This is a genomic window from Ruegeria sp. S84, assembly GCF_056583445.1.
Window position 1 is genome coordinate 354,954 of record NZ_JBWPVF010000001.1, and the last position, 17,517, is coordinate 372,470.

Genomic DNA, 17,517 nt, shown 5'->3' on the forward strand with positions numbered 1-17,517 from the left:
AGTGACGATCCAACCTCATTGGCGTAGCCTGTACCGCCATCACAAACCAGACATCGTAGAAGCGGGCATGCATCCTGCATTCCAGATATTCCCATATCGGCAGGGGTATTTAGATTGATAGCGATTCATGCATTTGTTTACAGCAGTTTGGGATTTCGTCACGTCTTTCAGACCTGACTAATCGCCATTGTAAGAGATCACGAACTTGCCTTCGACGCGGCGATACCGCGAACCACTCACGCGCTGGTGGCGCCTTCGTCGATGGTCAATAGCTTGTAACATATTGGTGTATAGAGCTTGCTGATTGAAAACTGAAAAGTTAATCGTCTGCAACAGGTTAGCTTATGTCCAGACTTCGAGTATTAAATCAATTTGCCAAAATTTCTGCTAATTAGGCTTAAACCCATCATCGACGCACCAAGGACATACGCAGAGCAGCGACAGACCGGTGTTGCGACCCAAACGCCGTTGCCCCGCAAAAACTGACATAATTCACCTGAACGATGAACATTGGTTGTCCGGCCCACCAAAAAGGCAGGCCGAACAGTGTTAATAAGTACTTTTAGTCGTACAGAACGGCCGAGATCTTCGGGTCGTCAATATTCGAGGCATCGTAGTAGTAGAAGCCTGTGTCGATCAGACCTGGAACCTCTTCCCCATTCAGAGCCGCAACCGCTGCTTTCACAGTCTCATAGCCGATGCCCACAGGGTTTTGCGTGATCGCACCCGCCGTTAGACCGCTCTTGATTGCGTCTTTCTGGGCCTTGCCACTGTCATAACCGATGATCACCAAACCCTCGGTGCCCAGCTCCTGAACACCGTTTACAACACCAATAGCAGAGCCTTCGTTGGTGCCAAAGATACCATTTAGATCAGGGTTAGCCGTCAGGATCGCCTTGGTGACTTCGGTCGATTTCAGGTGGTCGCCCTGGCCGTACTGAACCGTAACAACTTCGATATCCGGATACTTCTCAGCCATGCGATTGACGAAACCGTCGCGACGATCAATACCTGTGCGGCTTGTCTGGTCATGGGCGACAACAGCAACCTTCCCTTTGCCCCCGATTTTTTCAGCCATCTTGTCTGCTGCCAACCCTGCTGCCGCCAGGTTGTCCGTTGTCGCGGTTGAAAGCGGAATGTCGCTGTCAACGCCGCTGTCGAAAGCAATGATCGGAATGCCCTTTTCGTTGGCCTGCTTCAAAAGCGGGATTGCAGCTTGGCTATCCAGAGCGGCAAAACCAATGGCTTTGGGGTTGTTGGCCAGAGCGGCAGCCAGCATGTCGATCTGACGGTCCACCATAGTCTCATTGTCCGGGCCTTCGAATGTGATGGTGACATCAAATTCGTCAGCCGCCTGCTCCGCACCCGACTTCACGGCCTGCCAGAACTGATGCTGGAAGCCTTTGGATACCAGCGGGATGTAGATCTCTTCGGCTGCCGCCATCGAGGTGGGTCCTGCCAGGGTGGCTGCACTCAGCGCACCCAGAATGAAACGACGTGATAACATGTTTTCTCCTCCAGTTGGTCGTTTTGGTCTTTGAATTAGCTGCTTGGTCATCCCGATTTCTTGCGCCGTGCCATATCGGCATAGACGGCCAGGATGATGATTGCGCCGGTCACAACGGTCTGCCATTCCTGCGCAACGGACAGCACGCGCAATCCGTTGGTCAGTACAGCCATGATCAGGGCGCCAATCAGCGTGCCCAGGATCGTGCCGCGCCCACCGGACAAAGACGTGCCACCGATCACCACGGCTGCGATCGCCTCCAATTCGTATCCCAAACCCAATGCCGGTTGCGCCGAGTTCAGGCGCGAGGCGATCAGGATACCGGCGATGCCGCAGATCGCTCCGGCCAGCGCATAAATGCGCATCTTCCACATGTCGGTGTTCACGCCTGACAGACGCACCGCTTCCTCGTTAGAGCCAAGCGCAAAGGTGTACCGGCCCAGAACTGTGCGCCCCAGAATGTACGAAGCCGCGATGGCCACCAGGAACAGGATAAGCACACCGTTGGGGATGGGTAGCGATGGGAAGACCTCTCCGATCAGCGACCCGCGCGAGATCTGGTCAAAGCCCGGCGTTTCATTGAAGTAGATTGGCCGTGTCCCAGAGATCACCAGCGACAGGCCTTTGAGGATCAGCATCATCCCAAGCGTGGCGATGAAGGGCGGGATTTTCATCTTGGCGACGAAAGTACCGGAGCAAAGCCCGCAGAATGCTCCAGCTGCAATGGCTGCGGCCACGCCCAACAGCAACGGCATTCCCAAATACGTCAGCACCACGCCGGCGATCACCGCGCAAAACGTCATCAGTGTGCCGACAGACAGGTCGATCCCACCGGTGATGATAACCAGTGTCGCGGCGACGGCCAGAACGCCATTGACCGATGTTGCCTGTAGGATGGCAATCATGTTCGACGTCTGCATGAAGTTGGGTGAAGCAATGGAAAAACCGATTAGCAGAACGATCAAACTGGCAAAGGCCAACAGCTTTTGATACGCGCCGCTGTCCGCAAGACCCGAGAGTGGCTTTTTCTTTTCGATGTCGGTTGCTGTGGTCATTGGACTGTCCCTGTTACCTGCATCGCCGCTGCACGTTGCGTGGCCAGATGCATGATGTCTTCCTGAGTGGTGTCTTTTCCGCCGGGCAAAATGCCGGTCAGCCGCCCTTCGCACATCACGGCGATACGATGGCTAAGACGCATGATCTCGGGCAGTTCGGATGAGATCACGATGATCGTCTTGCCCTGCCCTGCCAGTTCTTCCAGCAACTTGTAAATCTCGGATTTCGCGCCGACGTCGATACCGCGGGTCGGTTCGTCAAAGATCAGAATATCGCAGTCGCGCAGTAGCCATTTGGCGATGACGACCTTCTGCTGATTGCCGCCTGACAGCAGACGAACCTCTTGCACATCCGATGGCGTTCTAATGCCCAATTGCTGGATGTAGCTTTTGGCGGTGTCGCTGATTTCACCATCGTGCAGAACCCCGCCTGCGCCGGTGAATAGGTCCATTGAGGCAAGCGCGATGTTGTCGCGTACATTCATACCAGTGGCGAGACCGAAATGCTTTCGGTCCTCGGACAGGTATCCAATCCCCGCTTTGACGGCGTCGGTGGGTGATTTGATCGACACCACCTGACCATGTACCCGGATTTCGCCGCAATCCTTGGAATCGGCTCCGAAGATAGCCCGTGCAACCTCTGTACGACCTGCGCCCATCAGACCGGCAAAGCCCAGAATTTCACCCTTTTGGACCGAGAAACTGACGTCCTGAATTTCGTTGCTCCGGCACAGCCCGGTGACTTGCAAAGACATCTCCGCATCACCCAGATCGGGCACGTCCAGCGGTTCTTCCTTGACCTCTCGGCCCACCATCATGGCGATGATCTGGCTGATCGGGGTTTCAGCAGCCCCAACTGTTCCGACATATTCCCCATCGCGCATAACCGTCACGCGATCCGAGATCTGCTTCAGCTCGTCCATCTTGTGGCTAATGTAAACGATGCCCACACCTTCAGCCTTGAGGCGACGGATGATCACGAACAGCTCAGCAATCTCGGCGTCATTCAGAGCCGCTGTTGGCTCGTCCATGATGAGCACCTTGGACCGAAAGGACAGTGCCTTGGCGATCTCGACCATTTGCTGTTTTGCGATGGTCAGGCTGCCAACCAACGCCTTGGGATCAAGGCTGAGGTTCATCGAAGCAAAGATTTCGGCAGTCTGCGCATTCAGCGCCGCCTCGTCCAAACGGCCAAAGCTCTTACGCGGTTCGCGTCCGATAAAAATGTTCTGGGCTACAGTCAGGTCGTTCATCAGGCTCAGTTCCTGATGGATGATCCCAATACCTAGATCCTGCGCCTCGCGCGGGGTTGTCGGACTGACTTCGCACCCTTCTATCTTCAAGGTCCCACCGTCACGTTGATAAATACCCGACAGGATTTTCATCAACGTACTTTTGCCGGCACCGTTCTCGCCCATCAGCGCGTGAACTTCACCCGGTTCAAGATCGAATTGCACGGATTTCAGCGCGTGCACGCCGGGGAAAAACTTATCAATCCCCGTCATTTCGACCAGTCTATTTTTGTTGCCTCCCATTTGCCCCTCTCCCCTTGGGCCAAAGCGGTTTACATCACCGCACCAATTTGCCAGGGGACGAATTCAACGCCCCCAAATCCAAGTTCCTCGCTTTTGGTTTTCTTGCCTGAGGCGACACGGATCAGTATTTCGAACAGTTCTTCGCCCTTGCTCTCGATGCTGATCCCGTCTGTCACGATGTCACCGCAGTTCAGATCCATATCCTCGGCCATGCGCGCATACATTTCGGAATTTGTGGCCAGCTTGATGCAGGGCGTTGGCTGATATCCAGACACCGAACCGCGCCCGGTGGTAAACACGATCAGGTTCGCACCCGAAGCGACTTGCCCGGTGACCGAACACGGATCAAAACCGGGACTGTCCATGAAGACAAACCCGCTCTTGTCGATCATCTCACCGAATTTGTAGACGTCTCGCAGTGGCGCGGTGCCTCCCTTAGCTACGGCACCAAGCGATTTCTCAAGAATGGTTGTGAGCCCCCCGCGCTTGTTGCCTGGGCTTGGGTTGTTGTCCATCTCACCGCCGTTTCGGGCCGTGTAGTCCTCCCACCAGTGGATGCGTTCGATCAGTTTTTCACCCACCTCAACCGTCTCGGCCCGCCGGGTCAGCAGGTGTTCGGCACCGTAGATTTCCGAGGTTTCCGACAGGATCGTTGTTCCGCCATGGCGCACCAGTAAATCCGACGCATACCCCAGCGCCGGGTTCGCGGTTATCCCAGAATACCCGTCCGAGCCGCCGCATTGCATACCGACCGTGATGGCACTGATCGGAGCCGGGGCGCGTTCGGCTTGATTGGCCAGATGGGCGATGCCGCGCAACTCCGCCAGCCCCCGTTCGATAGTGCGGCGTGTTCCGCCCTCGTTCTGAATGGTCATATAACGCAGCGCACCGTCAGCGCGGATTGGTCGACCGCCGACAAGATCTGCCACCTGCATGACTTCGCAGCCCAGACCGATCAGCAGAATACCCCCGAAATTCGGATGCTGTGCATAGCCGGCCAACGTCCGAAACAGGGTGGCATAACCCTCATCCTTGCTGGACATTCCACATCCGGTCCCGTGCACAATCGGGACCACACCGTCAACATTGGGATAGCTTTCCAAGAACCCGGTCTTTTCCGCTGCGTCGGCGATAAAACGCGCTACCGAACCCGAGCAGTTCACGGTGGTTAGAATCCCGATGTAGTTTCGGGTTCCCACTTTACCGTCAGATCGATGGTATCCGTCGAATGTACGCTTTTCAGTCAGAACAGGCAGCGAGGTGTTGGCGCTGGCATGTGCATAGTCCTGCTGATGCGCCCCCATGCCAAGGTTGTGCACATGGATATGTTCGCCAGGCGCGATATCGCATTTGGCCTGCCCGATGATCTGACCGTAGCGGACAATATTCTCGCCAGATTGGATTGATGACACGGCAAGCTTGTGACCGCGGGTAACGGGCGCAGCCAATTGCACGGGAACATGTGCCGGCTGCTCACCCGCCTGCAAGTCACGCAAAGCAATAACGATGTTGTCCTGCGGATTTAGCTTTACGACATCGCGAGTCGCCTCTTCCAAAACGTTTATGCCGCCGTTCGCTCGCATCTCTTCTCCACTTGCTTGGTCAATGTTGCTAAATCCAATATCTCTACTTGTCAACTAACATGTTAGAATGCTAACTTATGCAGTATGAACAAACACCAAGATATTGATGCCGAACTGTTGCCCGAGATCACAACGATCGAAGGACCGCTCGCTCAGCGGGTTCACCACTCATTGAAGCAGGCGATTCTCTCGCTGGATTTCCCACCCGGAGCGAACCTCAGGAAGGCACCTGTGTGTGAGAGATTGGGAGTGTCGCGCGCACCTGTGGCCGATGCGATTGCGCGTTTGGCCTCGGAAGGGCTGGTGGATGTAGTGCCGCAATCAGGCACTCGCGTATCCTACTTTTCGATGGACGAGATCCGCGAAGGCGTATTCCTGCGTGAAGCGCTTGAACTTGCAACTGTCGCCAAAGTCGCGCGCGACATAACCGACGTTCAGCGTAAAAGGTTAAGCCGCAACATGCGTCTGCAGGAACTGTTGATCATGGATGATGATATCCCAGGCTTTTATCAGGCCGATGAAGAGTTCCACAGTCTTCTGATGGAATTTACAGGCTTCCGCCGCCTCGCCGACGTTGCCCAAACCGTTTCCTTACAGGTCAGCCGCGCACGCATGCTATTGCTGCCCACCCCCGGCAGAATTGCCGAGACACTAGAGGAACATAGGGCCATTTTCGAAGCAATCAGTAATCGCGACGAACAGTCCGCGCAGGTCGCTATGCGCGCCCACCTCGGGCAGTTGATGCCGCGCATTGAGCAGTTGGAGCAACTGAAGCCGCATCTGTTCAACCTCACCCCACAGCTGAATAGCGAGGCAGGATGACCGTTTCCCAGACAGAATTACTGAACAACCGAACCACGCGGCCCGTTCCCCTGACCCGCATGGGGTTCGGCGGAGCGCCGTTGGGGAACCTGTACCGCAAAGTCTCGGACGAGGACGCGCAGGCGGCATTGCAGACCGCTTATGACGCAGGCATCCGGTTTTTCGACACAGCGCCGCAATACGGGCTTGGCCGATCAGAGCATCGGTTTGGGCAGGCAATTGGTCGGTTCGGGCGCGAAAACATCCAGCTTTCAACCAAGATCGGTCGCCTGTTACTAGATTGCGAACCGCATGAAGTAACGCCCGAAGCTTTCGTCGATGTACCGCAGAAACGGATCGTATTTGACTATACCTATGACGGCGTCATGCGGTCTTACGAGGCAAGCCGCAACAGGATCGGTGTCGCCAATTCTGACATTCTTCTGGTCCATGATGTCTGTGTCTTCAGCCAGGGCAGCCAAGAGGTTTCGGACGCCAAGGTGCGTGAACTGTTTGATGGCGGAGGCTACAAGGCTTTGACCGAGCTGCGCGATGCGGGTGAAATCGCAGCAATCGGCGCAGGTGTAAACGAATGGCAAGTTTGCGAAAGGCTTCTTGGGCTGGGGGATTTCGACGGGTTCCTGCTGGCCGGACGCTATACGTTGCTGGAGCAGGAAGCACTCGACAGTTTCCTGCCGCTTTGTGAGCAGCGCGATGTCGGGATCATCCTCGGGGGACCGTACAATTCGGGCATCCTCGCCACCGGAGCTGTGCCTGGCGCCAAGTATAACTATGCAGACGCACCCGAAGATATTCTGGACCGGGTCCGCAAGATCGAAGCGGTCTGCGCCGCGCATGATACCCCGCTGATCGCCGCCGCGCTGCAGTTCGTTTTGGGCCACCCCTGCGTCAAAACCGTGATCCCCGGTGCCGTCAACGCGTCCGAAGTACAGTCCAATGTGGCACTGATGGAGCGTGACATTCCCCCCGGCCTGTGGTCGGATCTGCGATCCGAAGGCCTGATCCGACCCGACGCGCCACTGCCAAGCGAGACAGCTGATGCTGCGTAACATCGACCCGATCCTTTCGCCGGAGTTGCTTTTCACCCTCAGGGCCATGGGCCACGGTGATGAGATTGTTATCGCAGATGCAAATTTTCCGGGCGCCAGCATGGGACCAGACTGCATCCGGGCCGATGGGTCTACGGCCAGTGAAATGTTGAAGGCCGTACTTTCTGTGATGCCTTTGGATACGTTCGTTCCTGATCCGGCGTTGACCATGCAGGTTGTTGGCGACCCGGAGGCGGTGCCTGACTCAGTCGCGGACTTTCAGCGCATCATCGACACGTCCGCCGACAACTCTGCCAAGGTGCAGGGCTTGGAACGGTTTGCATTCTACGACCGTGCGGCCAACGCATTTGCCATCATCCAGACAGGTGAACGAAAGCTCTATGGCAACATCATCCTGAAAAAAGGTGTGATCGAATGAGGATCGACGCGCATCAGCATTTCTGGGCTTTGGCGCGGGGCGACTATGGCTGGCTGACGCCCGATCTGAGCGAGATCTACCGGGATTTTGCACCGCACGACCTGATGCCTCTACTCAGCGCCGCCGGGATTGATGGCACGGTCCTTGTGCAGGCAGCACCCACAATGGCCGAGACCGAATACATGCTCGCTCTGGCCGATCAGAATGCGTTTATCAAAGGTGTTGTGGGCTGGGTTGACTTTGAAGCCGCTGATGCACCTGCAAAGATTTCCGCGTTGGCTACCCACAAGGCATTTGTCGGTCTACGTCCGATGATACAGGACATCGCCGACCCGCTTTGGATGCTAGGCGACGCGCTAACGCCCGCTTTCGAGGCAGCTCAACGGCATGGCCTGACATTTGATGCCTTGACCTTGCCTCAACACCTGGGCCCGCTCAGGCAACTTCTTCAGCATCATTCCGATATGAGTGTTGTCATTGACCATGGGTCGAAACCATTGATCAAAGACGCAATCTTGGGTGACTGGTCCGACAACATGACCGCCTTGGCCCGAGATACAAATGCATGGTGCAAGCTTTCAGGCCTTGTGACCGAGGCTGCAGCAGACTGGACGATCGACGATCTGCGCCCGTACGTGGATCACCTGCTGAACACCTTCGGTCCATCGCGTCTGATCTGGGGTAGCGATTGGCCAGTTTGCACCTTGGCCAGTAGCTATGAGCGCTGGTGTGAAACCACCGACATGCTGCTGAAACATCTGAGCAGCGCAGAACGGCAGGCAATAATGGGTGGCAACGCCGCCCGCGCCTACAACCTCAGGTATTGAAATGACCATAGGTATATTGGATTCGAGCGGGCTATGGCTCGGCCGTATTGAGCGCGGCGGAATCGGCCCCAGCGTGGTGACCCTGCGCAATGGGCGGATTATCGATATCACGTCAAAAACGGCACCAACTGTCAGGGACATTCTGGAACGCGACGATGAAGCAGATCATGTGCGCAACGCTCAAGGTGAAGATATCGGCCCTTTGGACGCCGACCACCAATGGCTGGCCCCGTGTGACCTGCAGGCGGTCAAGGCCTGTGGTGTCACATTTGCCGGGTCCATGGTCGAACGCGTAATCGAGGAACAAGCCGCCGGTGATCCTGCCAAAGCCGACGCGATCCGGGCGAGCATCGGAGACCGGATCGGAGACAGCCTCTCGAACATCGTACCTGGATCGGACGCGGCCGCAGAGGTCAAAGAAGCACTGATCGCCGAAGGCCTCTGGAGTCAGTACCTTGAAGTCGGGATCGGCCCCGATGCCGAGGTGTTCTCCAAAGCACAAGTTTTGTCTTCGGTCGGGTTTGGTTCAGAAATCGGTCTTCACCCGATTTCGACCTGGAACAACCCCGAGCCCGAGGTCGTTCTGGCCGTTACTTCTAAGGGCGAGATTAAGGGCGCTACGCTGGGGAACGACGTCAACCTGCGTGACGTTGAAGGTCGTTCGGCTTTGTTGCTGAGCAAAGCAAAGGACAACAATGCCTCTTGCGCGATCGGACCGATGATCCGGTTGTTCGATGATGGGTTCACACTGGACGATGTACGCCAGGCTGAACTTGCGCTGACCGTGACCGGATCGGATGGATTTGTGCTGAACGGAAGCTCATCTATGTCCCAGATCAGTCGCGATCCTGCAGACCTTGTGAAGCAGACTATCGGGCGCCATCACCAATATCCTGATGGGCTGATGCTTTTCCTTGGCACCCTGTTCGCCCCGACCCAAGACCGTGACACACCTGGCGGTGGGTTCACTCACAAAATTGGCGATGTCGTCACTATCTCCAATACGCGCCTTGGAGCGCTGACAAACACCGTGCGCCTGTCGACGGAATGCCCCGAATGGACCTTTGGGGCCTCACACCTGATGCGAAACCTCGCCCATCGCGGCCTGCTGTAAGAGAGAACGAATATGTTGACCGGAAAACACCTGATTGCTGGCGAATGGATCGGCGCAGACACTACTTTTGCGTCGGAACCAGCGCATGGACCAAGCCATGACTTTTCTGTGGGGACAGCAGCGATGATTGATAGCGCAGTGGAGGCAGCAGAGTCGGCATTTGCCACTTTCGGGTGGTCCTCTCGTACCGAACGTGCCGCGCTGTTGCGCAAGATCGCAGATGAGATTGATGCCCGCGGGGATGCCATCACCGAAATCGGCACTCAGGAAACCGGCTTGCCCGAGGCACGCCTGCAGGGGGAACGTGGCCGTACCGTCGGCCAGTTGCGCCTCTTCGCCGATCACATTGAAGCGGGCGATTATCTGGACATGCGCCATGACCCGGCCATGCCGGATCGTACACCCCTGCCCCGCCCCGACCTACACATGATTCAACGCCCACTGGGTCCTGTTGCGGTGTTCGGCGCTTCGAACTTCCCATTGGCCTTCTCAGTCGCAGGGGGTGATACAGCCGCAGCATTAGCCGCAGGATGCCCTGTCGTTGTCAAAGGCCATTCGGCCCATCCCGGCACTGGCGAAATTGTCGCCCAGGCAATCGACGCCGCCATCAAAGCGACAGGAATTCATCCCGGAGTGTTTTCATTGGTACAGGGTGGCAAACGGGATGTGGGCACGCGATTGGTGCAACATCCCTTGATCCGGGCGGTTGGCTTTACGGGCAGCCTCGGAGGTGGACGGGCGCTGTTCGATTTATGCGCGCAACGCGATGAACCCATTCCGTTTTTTGGCGAACTGGGTTCGGTCAATCCGATGTTCATACTGCCGCAAGCGGCGGCCGCGCGCGGTGCTGAAATCGGCAATGGCTGGGCCGCGTCCCTGACCATGGGCGCTGGACAGTTCTGCACCAATCCCGGTATCGCCGCGATCACCGAAGGTCCGGATGCTGACGCGTTTCAAGCAGCGGCAGAGGCTGGCCTGTCTTCGGTGGCCGAGCAGACAATGCTGACCGATGGAATTGCGGAGGCATACCGAAACGGAGTTTCGCGTGTAGCTGCTGGTACCGGTGTATCGAAGATTATGGGCACAAGCTGCGAGTCACGCGATGCGGCCCCTTACCTGTTCACTGTTTCTGGTGATGACTGGCTGGCCAATCGGAAGCTGCAAGAAGAGGTTTTCGGCCCATTAGGCATCATCGTGCGTGTGAAAGACCGCGCTCAGATGCAACGGATTGCCCGGACCATCGAAGGGCAACTGACCTGCACACTGCATCTGGACGCAGGTGACAAAGCGGACGCTCAGGCACTGCTACCGCTGCTTGAACGAAAGGCTGGGCGATTGTTGGCCAACAGCTTTCCGACCGGGGTCGAAGTTTGCGACAGCATGGTTCACGGAGGCCCCTACCCCGCCTCAACCAACTTTGGCGCTACATCCGTGGGAACACTGTCGATCCGCCGTTTCCTGCGGCCGGTTTGTTATCAGGACATCCCATCCGAGCTTCTACCCGAAAAATTGTGAGGTTGTTCATGTCGACAATCAACCCATCCAACCGGCTTGCAGATAAGACCGCTCTCATCACAGCAGCTGGCCAAGGCATTGGCCGTGCAACCGCCGAATTATTCGCTGCCGAAGGCGCACGGGTGATAGCCAGCGACATCAACGATGCTGCGCTTGCCGAATTGGGCGGTACTCCGGGTATCGAACCGCTGCAACTGGACGTAATGGACGATAAGGCCGTTACAGATGCAGCGGTCAATCTGCCGCAACTGGACATTCTGTTTAACTGCGCAGGTTATGTAGCGGGGGGATCAATTCTTGAATGCACTGAAAAGGATTGGGATTTCAGCTTTGACCTCAACGTAAAGGCCATGTTCAGACTGATCCAACTGACTCTACCCGGAATGCTGAAAGCAGGCGGAGGATCGATCATCAATATGTCGTCGGTCGCATCGTCCATGAAAGGCGTGCCCAACCGATTTGCGTATTGCGCGTCAAAAGCAGCGGTGATTGGCCTGACCAAGTCTGTGGCAGCCGATTTTGTGACCCAGGGCATTCGGTGCAACGCGATTTGTCCAGGTACGGTGGACAGCCCCAGCCTGCATGACCGGCTTCGCACCACCGGGGATTATGAGCAGGCAATGACTGATTTCATCGCCCGTCAACCGATGGGCCGTATTGGCACAGCGGAAGAGATCGCTGAACTGGCTCTGTATTTGGCCAGTGATGCCAGCAAATACACTTCGGGCCAGCCCTTTGCCATAGATGGCGGCTGGACGATCTGAGCAGGAAGGACCTGACAATGAAACTACTACGCTATGGCCCGAAGGGCGCTGAGAAACCCGGCATTTTGGCCTCAGACGGCTCGGTTCGCGACCTTTCCGGTGTGGTGGATGATATCTCGGGCGATACTCTTGGCGATGTCGTTCTTGAAAAGCTCCGCGCACTAGATTTGGCCAGCCTGCCATTGGTAGACGGCAACCCGCGCATCGGTCCTTGCGTTGGCAATGTTGGAAAGTTCATATGCATTGGCCTGAATTATGCCGATCACGCAGCAGAAAGCGGCATGGAATTGCCTGCTGAGCCCGTGATCTTCTTCAAAGCCACCTCGGCCACCGCCGGCCCCGACGATACCGTAGAAATCCCACGCGGATCGGTCAAAACCGATTGGGAAGTTGAGCTGGGCGTCGTTATCGGCAAAGAGGCCAAATATGTCTCTGAGGCGGAAGCCATAGACCACGTCGCCGGCTACTGCGTAGTGAACGATTTGTCAGAACGTGACTTTCAGCTTCATCGCTCTGGCCAATGGGTCAAAGGAAAGTCTGCGGACACGTTCGGCCCAATTGGCCCCTGGTTGGTAACACGAGACGAAGTCCCCGACCCGCAAAACCTTCCGATGTATCTTGAGGTAAACGGGCACCGATATCAGGACGGATCAACCAAAACGATGCATTTTGGCGTAGCGACGGTCATCTCGCATCTGTCGCAATTTATGTCTTTGCAACCCGGTGACGTGATTTCTACAGGCACACCCCCGGGTGTTGGTATGGGACAGAACCCGCAGACCTACTTGAATCCCGGCGACAAAATGGAGCTTGGTATTCAGGGGCTGGGCACGCAACGTCAGAACGTCATCCAGGGATGAGAGCGCGCTGTAGGCGAACACCATATGTAGCCTTGAAGCAACAAAAGTAAGCGAGAAGGTTTTGTTTCAGATAACGCTGCCCGTATACTGATTATCTATCAGGCCAGTAAATAATCTTATAGGCGCTTCTCGCGCGATTAATCCGGTATTTGTAGTATCGGATCAGGTTACCGAACATCTTCCTAGTTGCTTCGGGCGTTTCAATACTGAGAAGAGTCATTGTTTTTTTAGCAAGCTTTAACAAAGCCTGTCCTTAAATCACGATTCAGCAGGCCCCTAAGCCGGCTAGATGGGGCGCCTTCGCATTAAGGTGGGCAGACCGATACAGCTCTTAATAATACTTATTAAAGTATTTTGCACACTACGCCCAAATGACCATCTACTCAGTCAATCATTCAACCCATCGCCGCCCTTTCTTTGGCAAGCCACAGCGCAATCATATCCATCATTGATAGGTGCTCACGGCCAATCCGTTATATGCTCACGCGCCTCGAATATGTTTCGGTACGCTATGTTGGTCTTCCAGTTGAAATGTAGTGCCGGGGCGCTCGAAGATAGAAGCGATCGCGTCGTCCCTGCCCTGCCGCGAAAACTGTGTATCTGTTCAGCCGCGACTAACTACATAAATTGTAGATTATCTGCCCTAGTTCCATATCAATACGTTAAGAAACCTTCTACTGATGGCCTGAACTTGTATTCGTCAACTCTGCTCGGAACGTACCTGCCCGAACTACAAAACAAGAATTTGAGGCCGGGCGGTAAAAGCTAAGCGTTTAGATGGTCTCCCAGGGTACCGTATTACACGATTGGTCTTTTTATGCAAAAAAACGGCGCTGAGATTAACCAGCGCCGCGCTTCGGATCTATCTCGCTAAGCCCGTCTTACCCGTGGGTAAGATCGTCTTCTTCTCGCAGATCCTCGATCAAAGTGGCCACAGCACGTTCTAATTTAGCCCTATCGACACGGGTAAAGTCGAGATCATAGCGAAGTTCGATCCTTCCGCTGGATGCAGAACATTTTGCAATCCCTGCCCTGCCCCTTACCTGAAACGTTGTCTTCGCGCGGCGTGGTTTACCTACGGCTTCAGCCTTTGGCTTAGCGGCGGTCGCATTTTCGATTGTGAGAAAATCGCGAAGAATGGCCACTTCGCGCACGCTGTCGCGATTTGGTTCACTCACCAAAGCCGCACTGACTTGTCGGATCAATCCAGGATCAGAGTCGAGCTTTCGTTTGAGTTCAACACCCACATTCCGTGGAATGTCGTTTGGGTGCATAAGAACCTTTTCCAACATGGCCAACAAACTCGCAAACGCCCGTATATAGCTGCGCTTGGTATAGCTTGCAGATTTAAACAAGGTTGAAACCGCTTTGTCGACATCCGGACAATCATTGGCGGGGTCTTGCGCATAGGCACGCGCAAGCGCGCCCATTTCCGCAAACGAGATATCCTTTCGGATCAGGTTTTCATCGACCATGCGACGATAGCTATCATCCAGCTCGGCAGCGTCAGAAACACCGGCCGGAATCGTCGCAAATCGCGCGTCGCCAGTTTCCTCAAGTAATGCGCGAAATGCCGATAATCTGCGCATTCCTTGAATTAACTCAAAGCGTCCATCGTTGCGACGCTCGACTCGGATCGGGTTCGAAAGACCCACATCCTGAATAGAAGCCTTCAACTCATCCAACTCAGGATCAGGGCCAGGCTTGCGGTCGCGCGTCAGGCGCTCGGTAACAACATCCGCCAATGCGATCTGTTCAGTAACATACCCTTCTGAACGTAGTCGTACAAGCTCGTGCGCTAACCTGTCATTTTCGACTCTGATTGCATCTTCGGTAGTTTGCTGGTCGCGTAGCGCATTAGCGTTCTCGGAGATTGCAGTAGCCATCGGTCCGCGCCTTTTCTCAAGCGCTTTATCCGGAATCTTGCCAACCGGGATTTCTTCCATCGCTGGCATATCGATATCGAACATTCTGCGTTTTCGGCTCATACGTCATCCTCCAGCTTGTCCCAGGCCGATAGCATGACGCCCCGGAATTCATCATAAACATTATCAAATGTCGAACGCGCGCGACGCCAGGTTTCCCTCGTCATCTCACGGTAATCCATCTCATAAACTGAACTCAGGAACCGACCAGATTGCTCGACCGCACGCGTCATCTCGACCGGGTGCTCGGCGAGGTGCTCACCAAAGACTTTGCGGAATGCGTCATACATCGCTGTGTGCAGTGCGTTCCCCGGTTCGTAGCGCGTAAGCAAAAACCGAATTTCGCAGAATGTCTTGGGTAAACCAATCTTACCCGTGGGTAAGGTCTTGTCGAAACCATAGGCCAGATCTTCGAGGGCTTCAGCCAACTGTCCAATGAATGAGGTGGTTGAATCGTATTCCCAGTATCCGGGCCCCGACGGGATATACAACATGTCTGCTGCGAACACCGCATTCATCGATTGGTATCCTATCGCAGGCGGGCAATCGAACAGGATCAGGTCATAAGCATCATTCGGTATTTGATCCAGATAGCGGGACACAGCTGCAAAAAAAGACCACTCAGGATTCAGGTGCCGATATTGTGCTGATGCGAATTCGACGAAAGCAGCGTTGGCGCAAGAAGGGATCGCATCAATCGTTGACCATGAGGTCTGCTTGATAAAATCAGAAATGCGCAGTTCGCCGAGGCCCATATCCGTTATAGAAGGTGGTAATTCTCGGCGGGGCAAGGCGGTTCCTGACTCCGCAGCCGCAGGGCGGTTATTCATGCGCTCGGTTTCACGGATTAGATCCCGCGCCATGATACCCCAGACGGTGAAATCTTCAGCAACATCGGTCAGACCCATCGAATGGCTGAGCGTCGCCTGAGGGTCAAAATCCACCACTAATACTCGGTAGCCGTCCAGAGCAGCGGCGTGCGCAAGATGCAACGCCACGGTCGACTTGCCGGCCCCCCTTTGAAATTGGCAACAGCGGCCCGAACCGCCCGCTTGCCCGCAGGGCGTGGGGGAGTGAGCGCTTTGCGATTAACCTTAAGCCGCCGCCTGAGCTCATTTACCTCTTCCAGACTAAACCAACGCTGCCGCCCATCAGGCTCGACCTCGCCTCCCGGCAATGAAGGATCGGCGGCCAGCTTTCCTCGGAAAGTCGATTGGTTCACCTTAAAGATCAGTTCGGACACCTCCCAGCTTGAGAACCGCCTTAGCGTCTTCTCCATCTCAGGGCTGAAAGTCTGCTGGCGAATCCAGCCCTGCAATTTCAGGGACTGGGTGCGCAATGCATTCAAGTCTTCGTGCGTGTACATGCCTCAGTTCTCATTCTTCTGGACGTTATTTTTCTCTCTTTTGTTATTTACGCCCGATTTGCATATTTGGCAAAAGAAATTATTGTAAGGTTGTGATGTTACCCACGGGTAAGAAAATATGGCCGTATGTAATGCTGACCGATTCGGAACGCTGCTGCTCTCTGCAATCGTCCTGACTTCGGATATCCTACCAGATTTAGGGGGTCACAACTGAAGTAAATACGGCATATAGGGGGACATTATTGCTCTATAAGGGGACACCCTGCATGTCCCCCATCACCATAAATTCACCTATTTCTTTTATTTTTTGATAGCGAATAGCAGCTATCAAATACCGTGATCTCAACGAACTCTTGACAGAATCGAAGTATTGGACGCTAATCGGTGAACAATCACGAAAAGCGTTGGGAAACGGCGCGATTACGGCGGCATCAACCCGCATGAGGCAAAAAAGAGCGGTGAGGAAACGGATGCAGGTTGCGAAACCGGTCGGGCGAAATGCGCCTGCACTGAAGTACGATATCTTGTCGGCGCTCGCCGTTCACGCCTTATCAGGTGACAAACATCGTCATCGCAGTGTTCTTCGCATCATGACATTAATTACCACGCGCTATAACTGGCGCTCCAATGAACTGTCGATTGGCCGGGAAGAGATCGCTCGGTTGTGGTCCGTGAACGAACGCACAGTTAAACGTGAGATGGCTAAGCTGCGCAGCGCAGGCTGGATTGCGGTCAAACGACCCGCCGCTCGGGGTCGGGTTGCGGTTTATGAACTCGACCTCAAGCAGATCATGCTGGACACAATGGAAGCCTGGCCCGTGATCGGAACGGATTTCCAGGAACGAATGCAGCAGAAGCCAGAGCGCGATACCAATGTTGTGCCATTTCAGTCAAAGCCATCGATCCCGCCGCCGCAGGGTGAAGACGTTTGGGCACAGGTTCAATCGATCCTACATGAGCGTGACCCAGAACTTTGGTCCAGTTGGTTCAAGCATCTGAACGAAGCCGAAAGGGCAGGGGGCCTGGCGACTCTGATTGCACCAACGCGTTTTATGGCGGATTACATTGCTCAGAAATGGTCGGGGAGGGTTTTGGCCGCTTATTCACGTGTAGACCCTTCGGTTCGAACAATTCGCATTGAAGCGGCAGAATAGGGCGCGGGCTTGCTCAACTGGCA

The 17,517-nt window shown here is 55.2% G+C and carries 14 protein-coding genes and 1 pseudogene; 9 read left to right on the top strand and 6 right to left on the bottom strand.

All coding sequences use genetic code 11. The annotated features are described in order from the left end of the window. Positions 1-562 precede the first annotated feature (562 nt). The 4 genes from AC1DFB_RS20285 to AC1DFB_RS20300 are packed head-to-tail and all read right to left on the bottom strand — an operon-like array spanning position 563 to position 5,680. Positions 563-1,507 (bottom strand): substrate-binding domain-containing protein, encoded by a 945-nt coding sequence (locus AC1DFB_RS20285; RefSeq protein ID WP_480922685.1) that lies wholly within the window; start codon positions 1,505-1,507, stop codon positions 563-565. 47 nt (positions 1,508-1,554) lie between these two features. Continuing rightward, complete coding sequence (locus AC1DFB_RS20290; RefSeq protein WP_480922686.1) at positions 1,555-2,562, bottom strand: ABC transporter permease; 1,008 nt, start codon at positions 2,560-2,562, stop codon at positions 1,555-1,557. Further along, complete coding sequence (locus AC1DFB_RS20295) at positions 2,559-4,097, bottom strand: sugar ABC transporter ATP-binding protein (RefSeq protein ID WP_480760830.1); 1,539 nt, start codon at positions 4,095-4,097, stop codon at positions 2,559-2,561. Before AC1DFB_RS20295 ends, AC1DFB_RS20290 begins: the two co-directional genes overlap by 4 nt. 29 nt (positions 4,098-4,126) lie before the next feature. Beyond that, a complete protein-coding gene (locus AC1DFB_RS20300; RefSeq protein ID WP_480922687.1) occupies positions 4,127-5,680 on the bottom strand; it encodes a UxaA family hydrolase in 1,554 nt (517 codons plus the stop codon). An 84-nt stretch (positions 5,681-5,764) separates the two neighbouring features. On the opposite strand from AC1DFB_RS20300, the gene AC1DFB_RS20305 reads away from it, so the two are divergent. Genes AC1DFB_RS20305 through AC1DFB_RS20340 form a run of 8 tightly spaced genes read left to right on the top strand, consistent with a single transcriptional unit; the run spans position 5,765 to position 13,049 of the window. Further along, on the top strand, positions 5,765-6,502 hold the full coding sequence (locus AC1DFB_RS20305; RefSeq protein ID WP_170407425.1) for a GntR family transcriptional regulator: 738 nt from the start codon (positions 5,765-5,767) through the stop codon (positions 6,500-6,502). Beyond that, positions 6,499-7,551, top strand: coding sequence for an aldo/keto reductase (locus AC1DFB_RS20310; protein WP_170407428.1), 1,053 nt, complete (start codon positions 6,499-6,501; stop codon positions 7,549-7,551). Before AC1DFB_RS20305 ends, AC1DFB_RS20310 begins: the two co-directional genes overlap by 4 nt. Beyond that, complete coding sequence (locus AC1DFB_RS20315; RefSeq protein WP_170407431.1) at positions 7,541-7,969, top strand: RbsD/FucU domain-containing protein; 429 nt, start codon at positions 7,541-7,543, stop codon at positions 7,967-7,969. Before AC1DFB_RS20310 ends, AC1DFB_RS20315 begins: the two co-directional genes overlap by 11 nt. Further along, complete coding sequence (locus tag AC1DFB_RS20320) at positions 7,966-8,796, top strand: amidohydrolase family protein (protein ID WP_480922688.1); 831 nt, start codon at positions 7,966-7,968, stop codon at positions 8,794-8,796. Before AC1DFB_RS20315 ends, AC1DFB_RS20320 begins: the two co-directional genes overlap by 4 nt. Before the next feature lies 1 nt (position 8,797). Then, positions 8,798-9,910: a fumarylacetoacetate hydrolase family protein gene (locus AC1DFB_RS20325; RefSeq protein WP_480922689.1), complete on the top strand. Its 1,113-nt coding sequence runs from the start codon at positions 8,798-8,800 to the stop codon at positions 9,908-9,910. 12 nt (positions 9,911-9,922) lie between these two features. Then, positions 9,923-11,425, top strand: coding sequence for an aldehyde dehydrogenase (NADP(+)) (locus AC1DFB_RS20330; RefSeq protein WP_480922690.1), 1,503 nt, complete (start codon positions 9,923-9,925; stop codon positions 11,423-11,425). An 8-nt stretch (positions 11,426-11,433) separates the two neighbouring features. Further along, a complete protein-coding gene (locus tag AC1DFB_RS20335; protein WP_480922691.1) occupies positions 11,434-12,189 on the top strand; it encodes an SDR family oxidoreductase in 756 nt (251 codons plus the stop codon). A gap of 17 nt (positions 12,190-12,206) precedes the next feature. After that, positions 12,207-13,049, top strand: a complete 843-nt coding sequence (locus AC1DFB_RS20340; RefSeq protein WP_480922692.1) for a fumarylacetoacetate hydrolase family protein — start codon at positions 12,207-12,209, stop codon at positions 13,047-13,049. A gap of 881 nt (positions 13,050-13,930) precedes the next feature. Here the strand turns inward: AC1DFB_RS20340 and AC1DFB_RS20345 are convergent. After that, complete coding sequence (locus AC1DFB_RS20345) at positions 13,931-15,037, bottom strand: ParB/RepB/Spo0J family partition protein (protein ID WP_480922693.1); 1,107 nt, start codon at positions 15,035-15,037, stop codon at positions 13,931-13,933. Further along, positions 15,034-16,340 (bottom strand): annotated as a pseudogene (locus tag AC1DFB_RS20350) (AAA family ATPase). The gene AC1DFB_RS20345 and the pseudogene AC1DFB_RS20350 overlap by 4 nt, the downstream one beginning before the upstream one ends. 470 nt (positions 16,341-16,810) lie before the next feature. Between AC1DFB_RS20350 and AC1DFB_RS20355 the strand changes: the two are divergent. After that, positions 16,811-17,494: a DnaA N-terminal domain-containing protein gene (locus tag AC1DFB_RS20355; RefSeq protein ID WP_170423102.1), complete on the top strand. Its 684-nt coding sequence runs from the start codon at positions 16,811-16,813 to the stop codon at positions 17,492-17,494. The last annotated feature ends 23 nt before the right edge of the window (positions 17,495-17,517 follow it).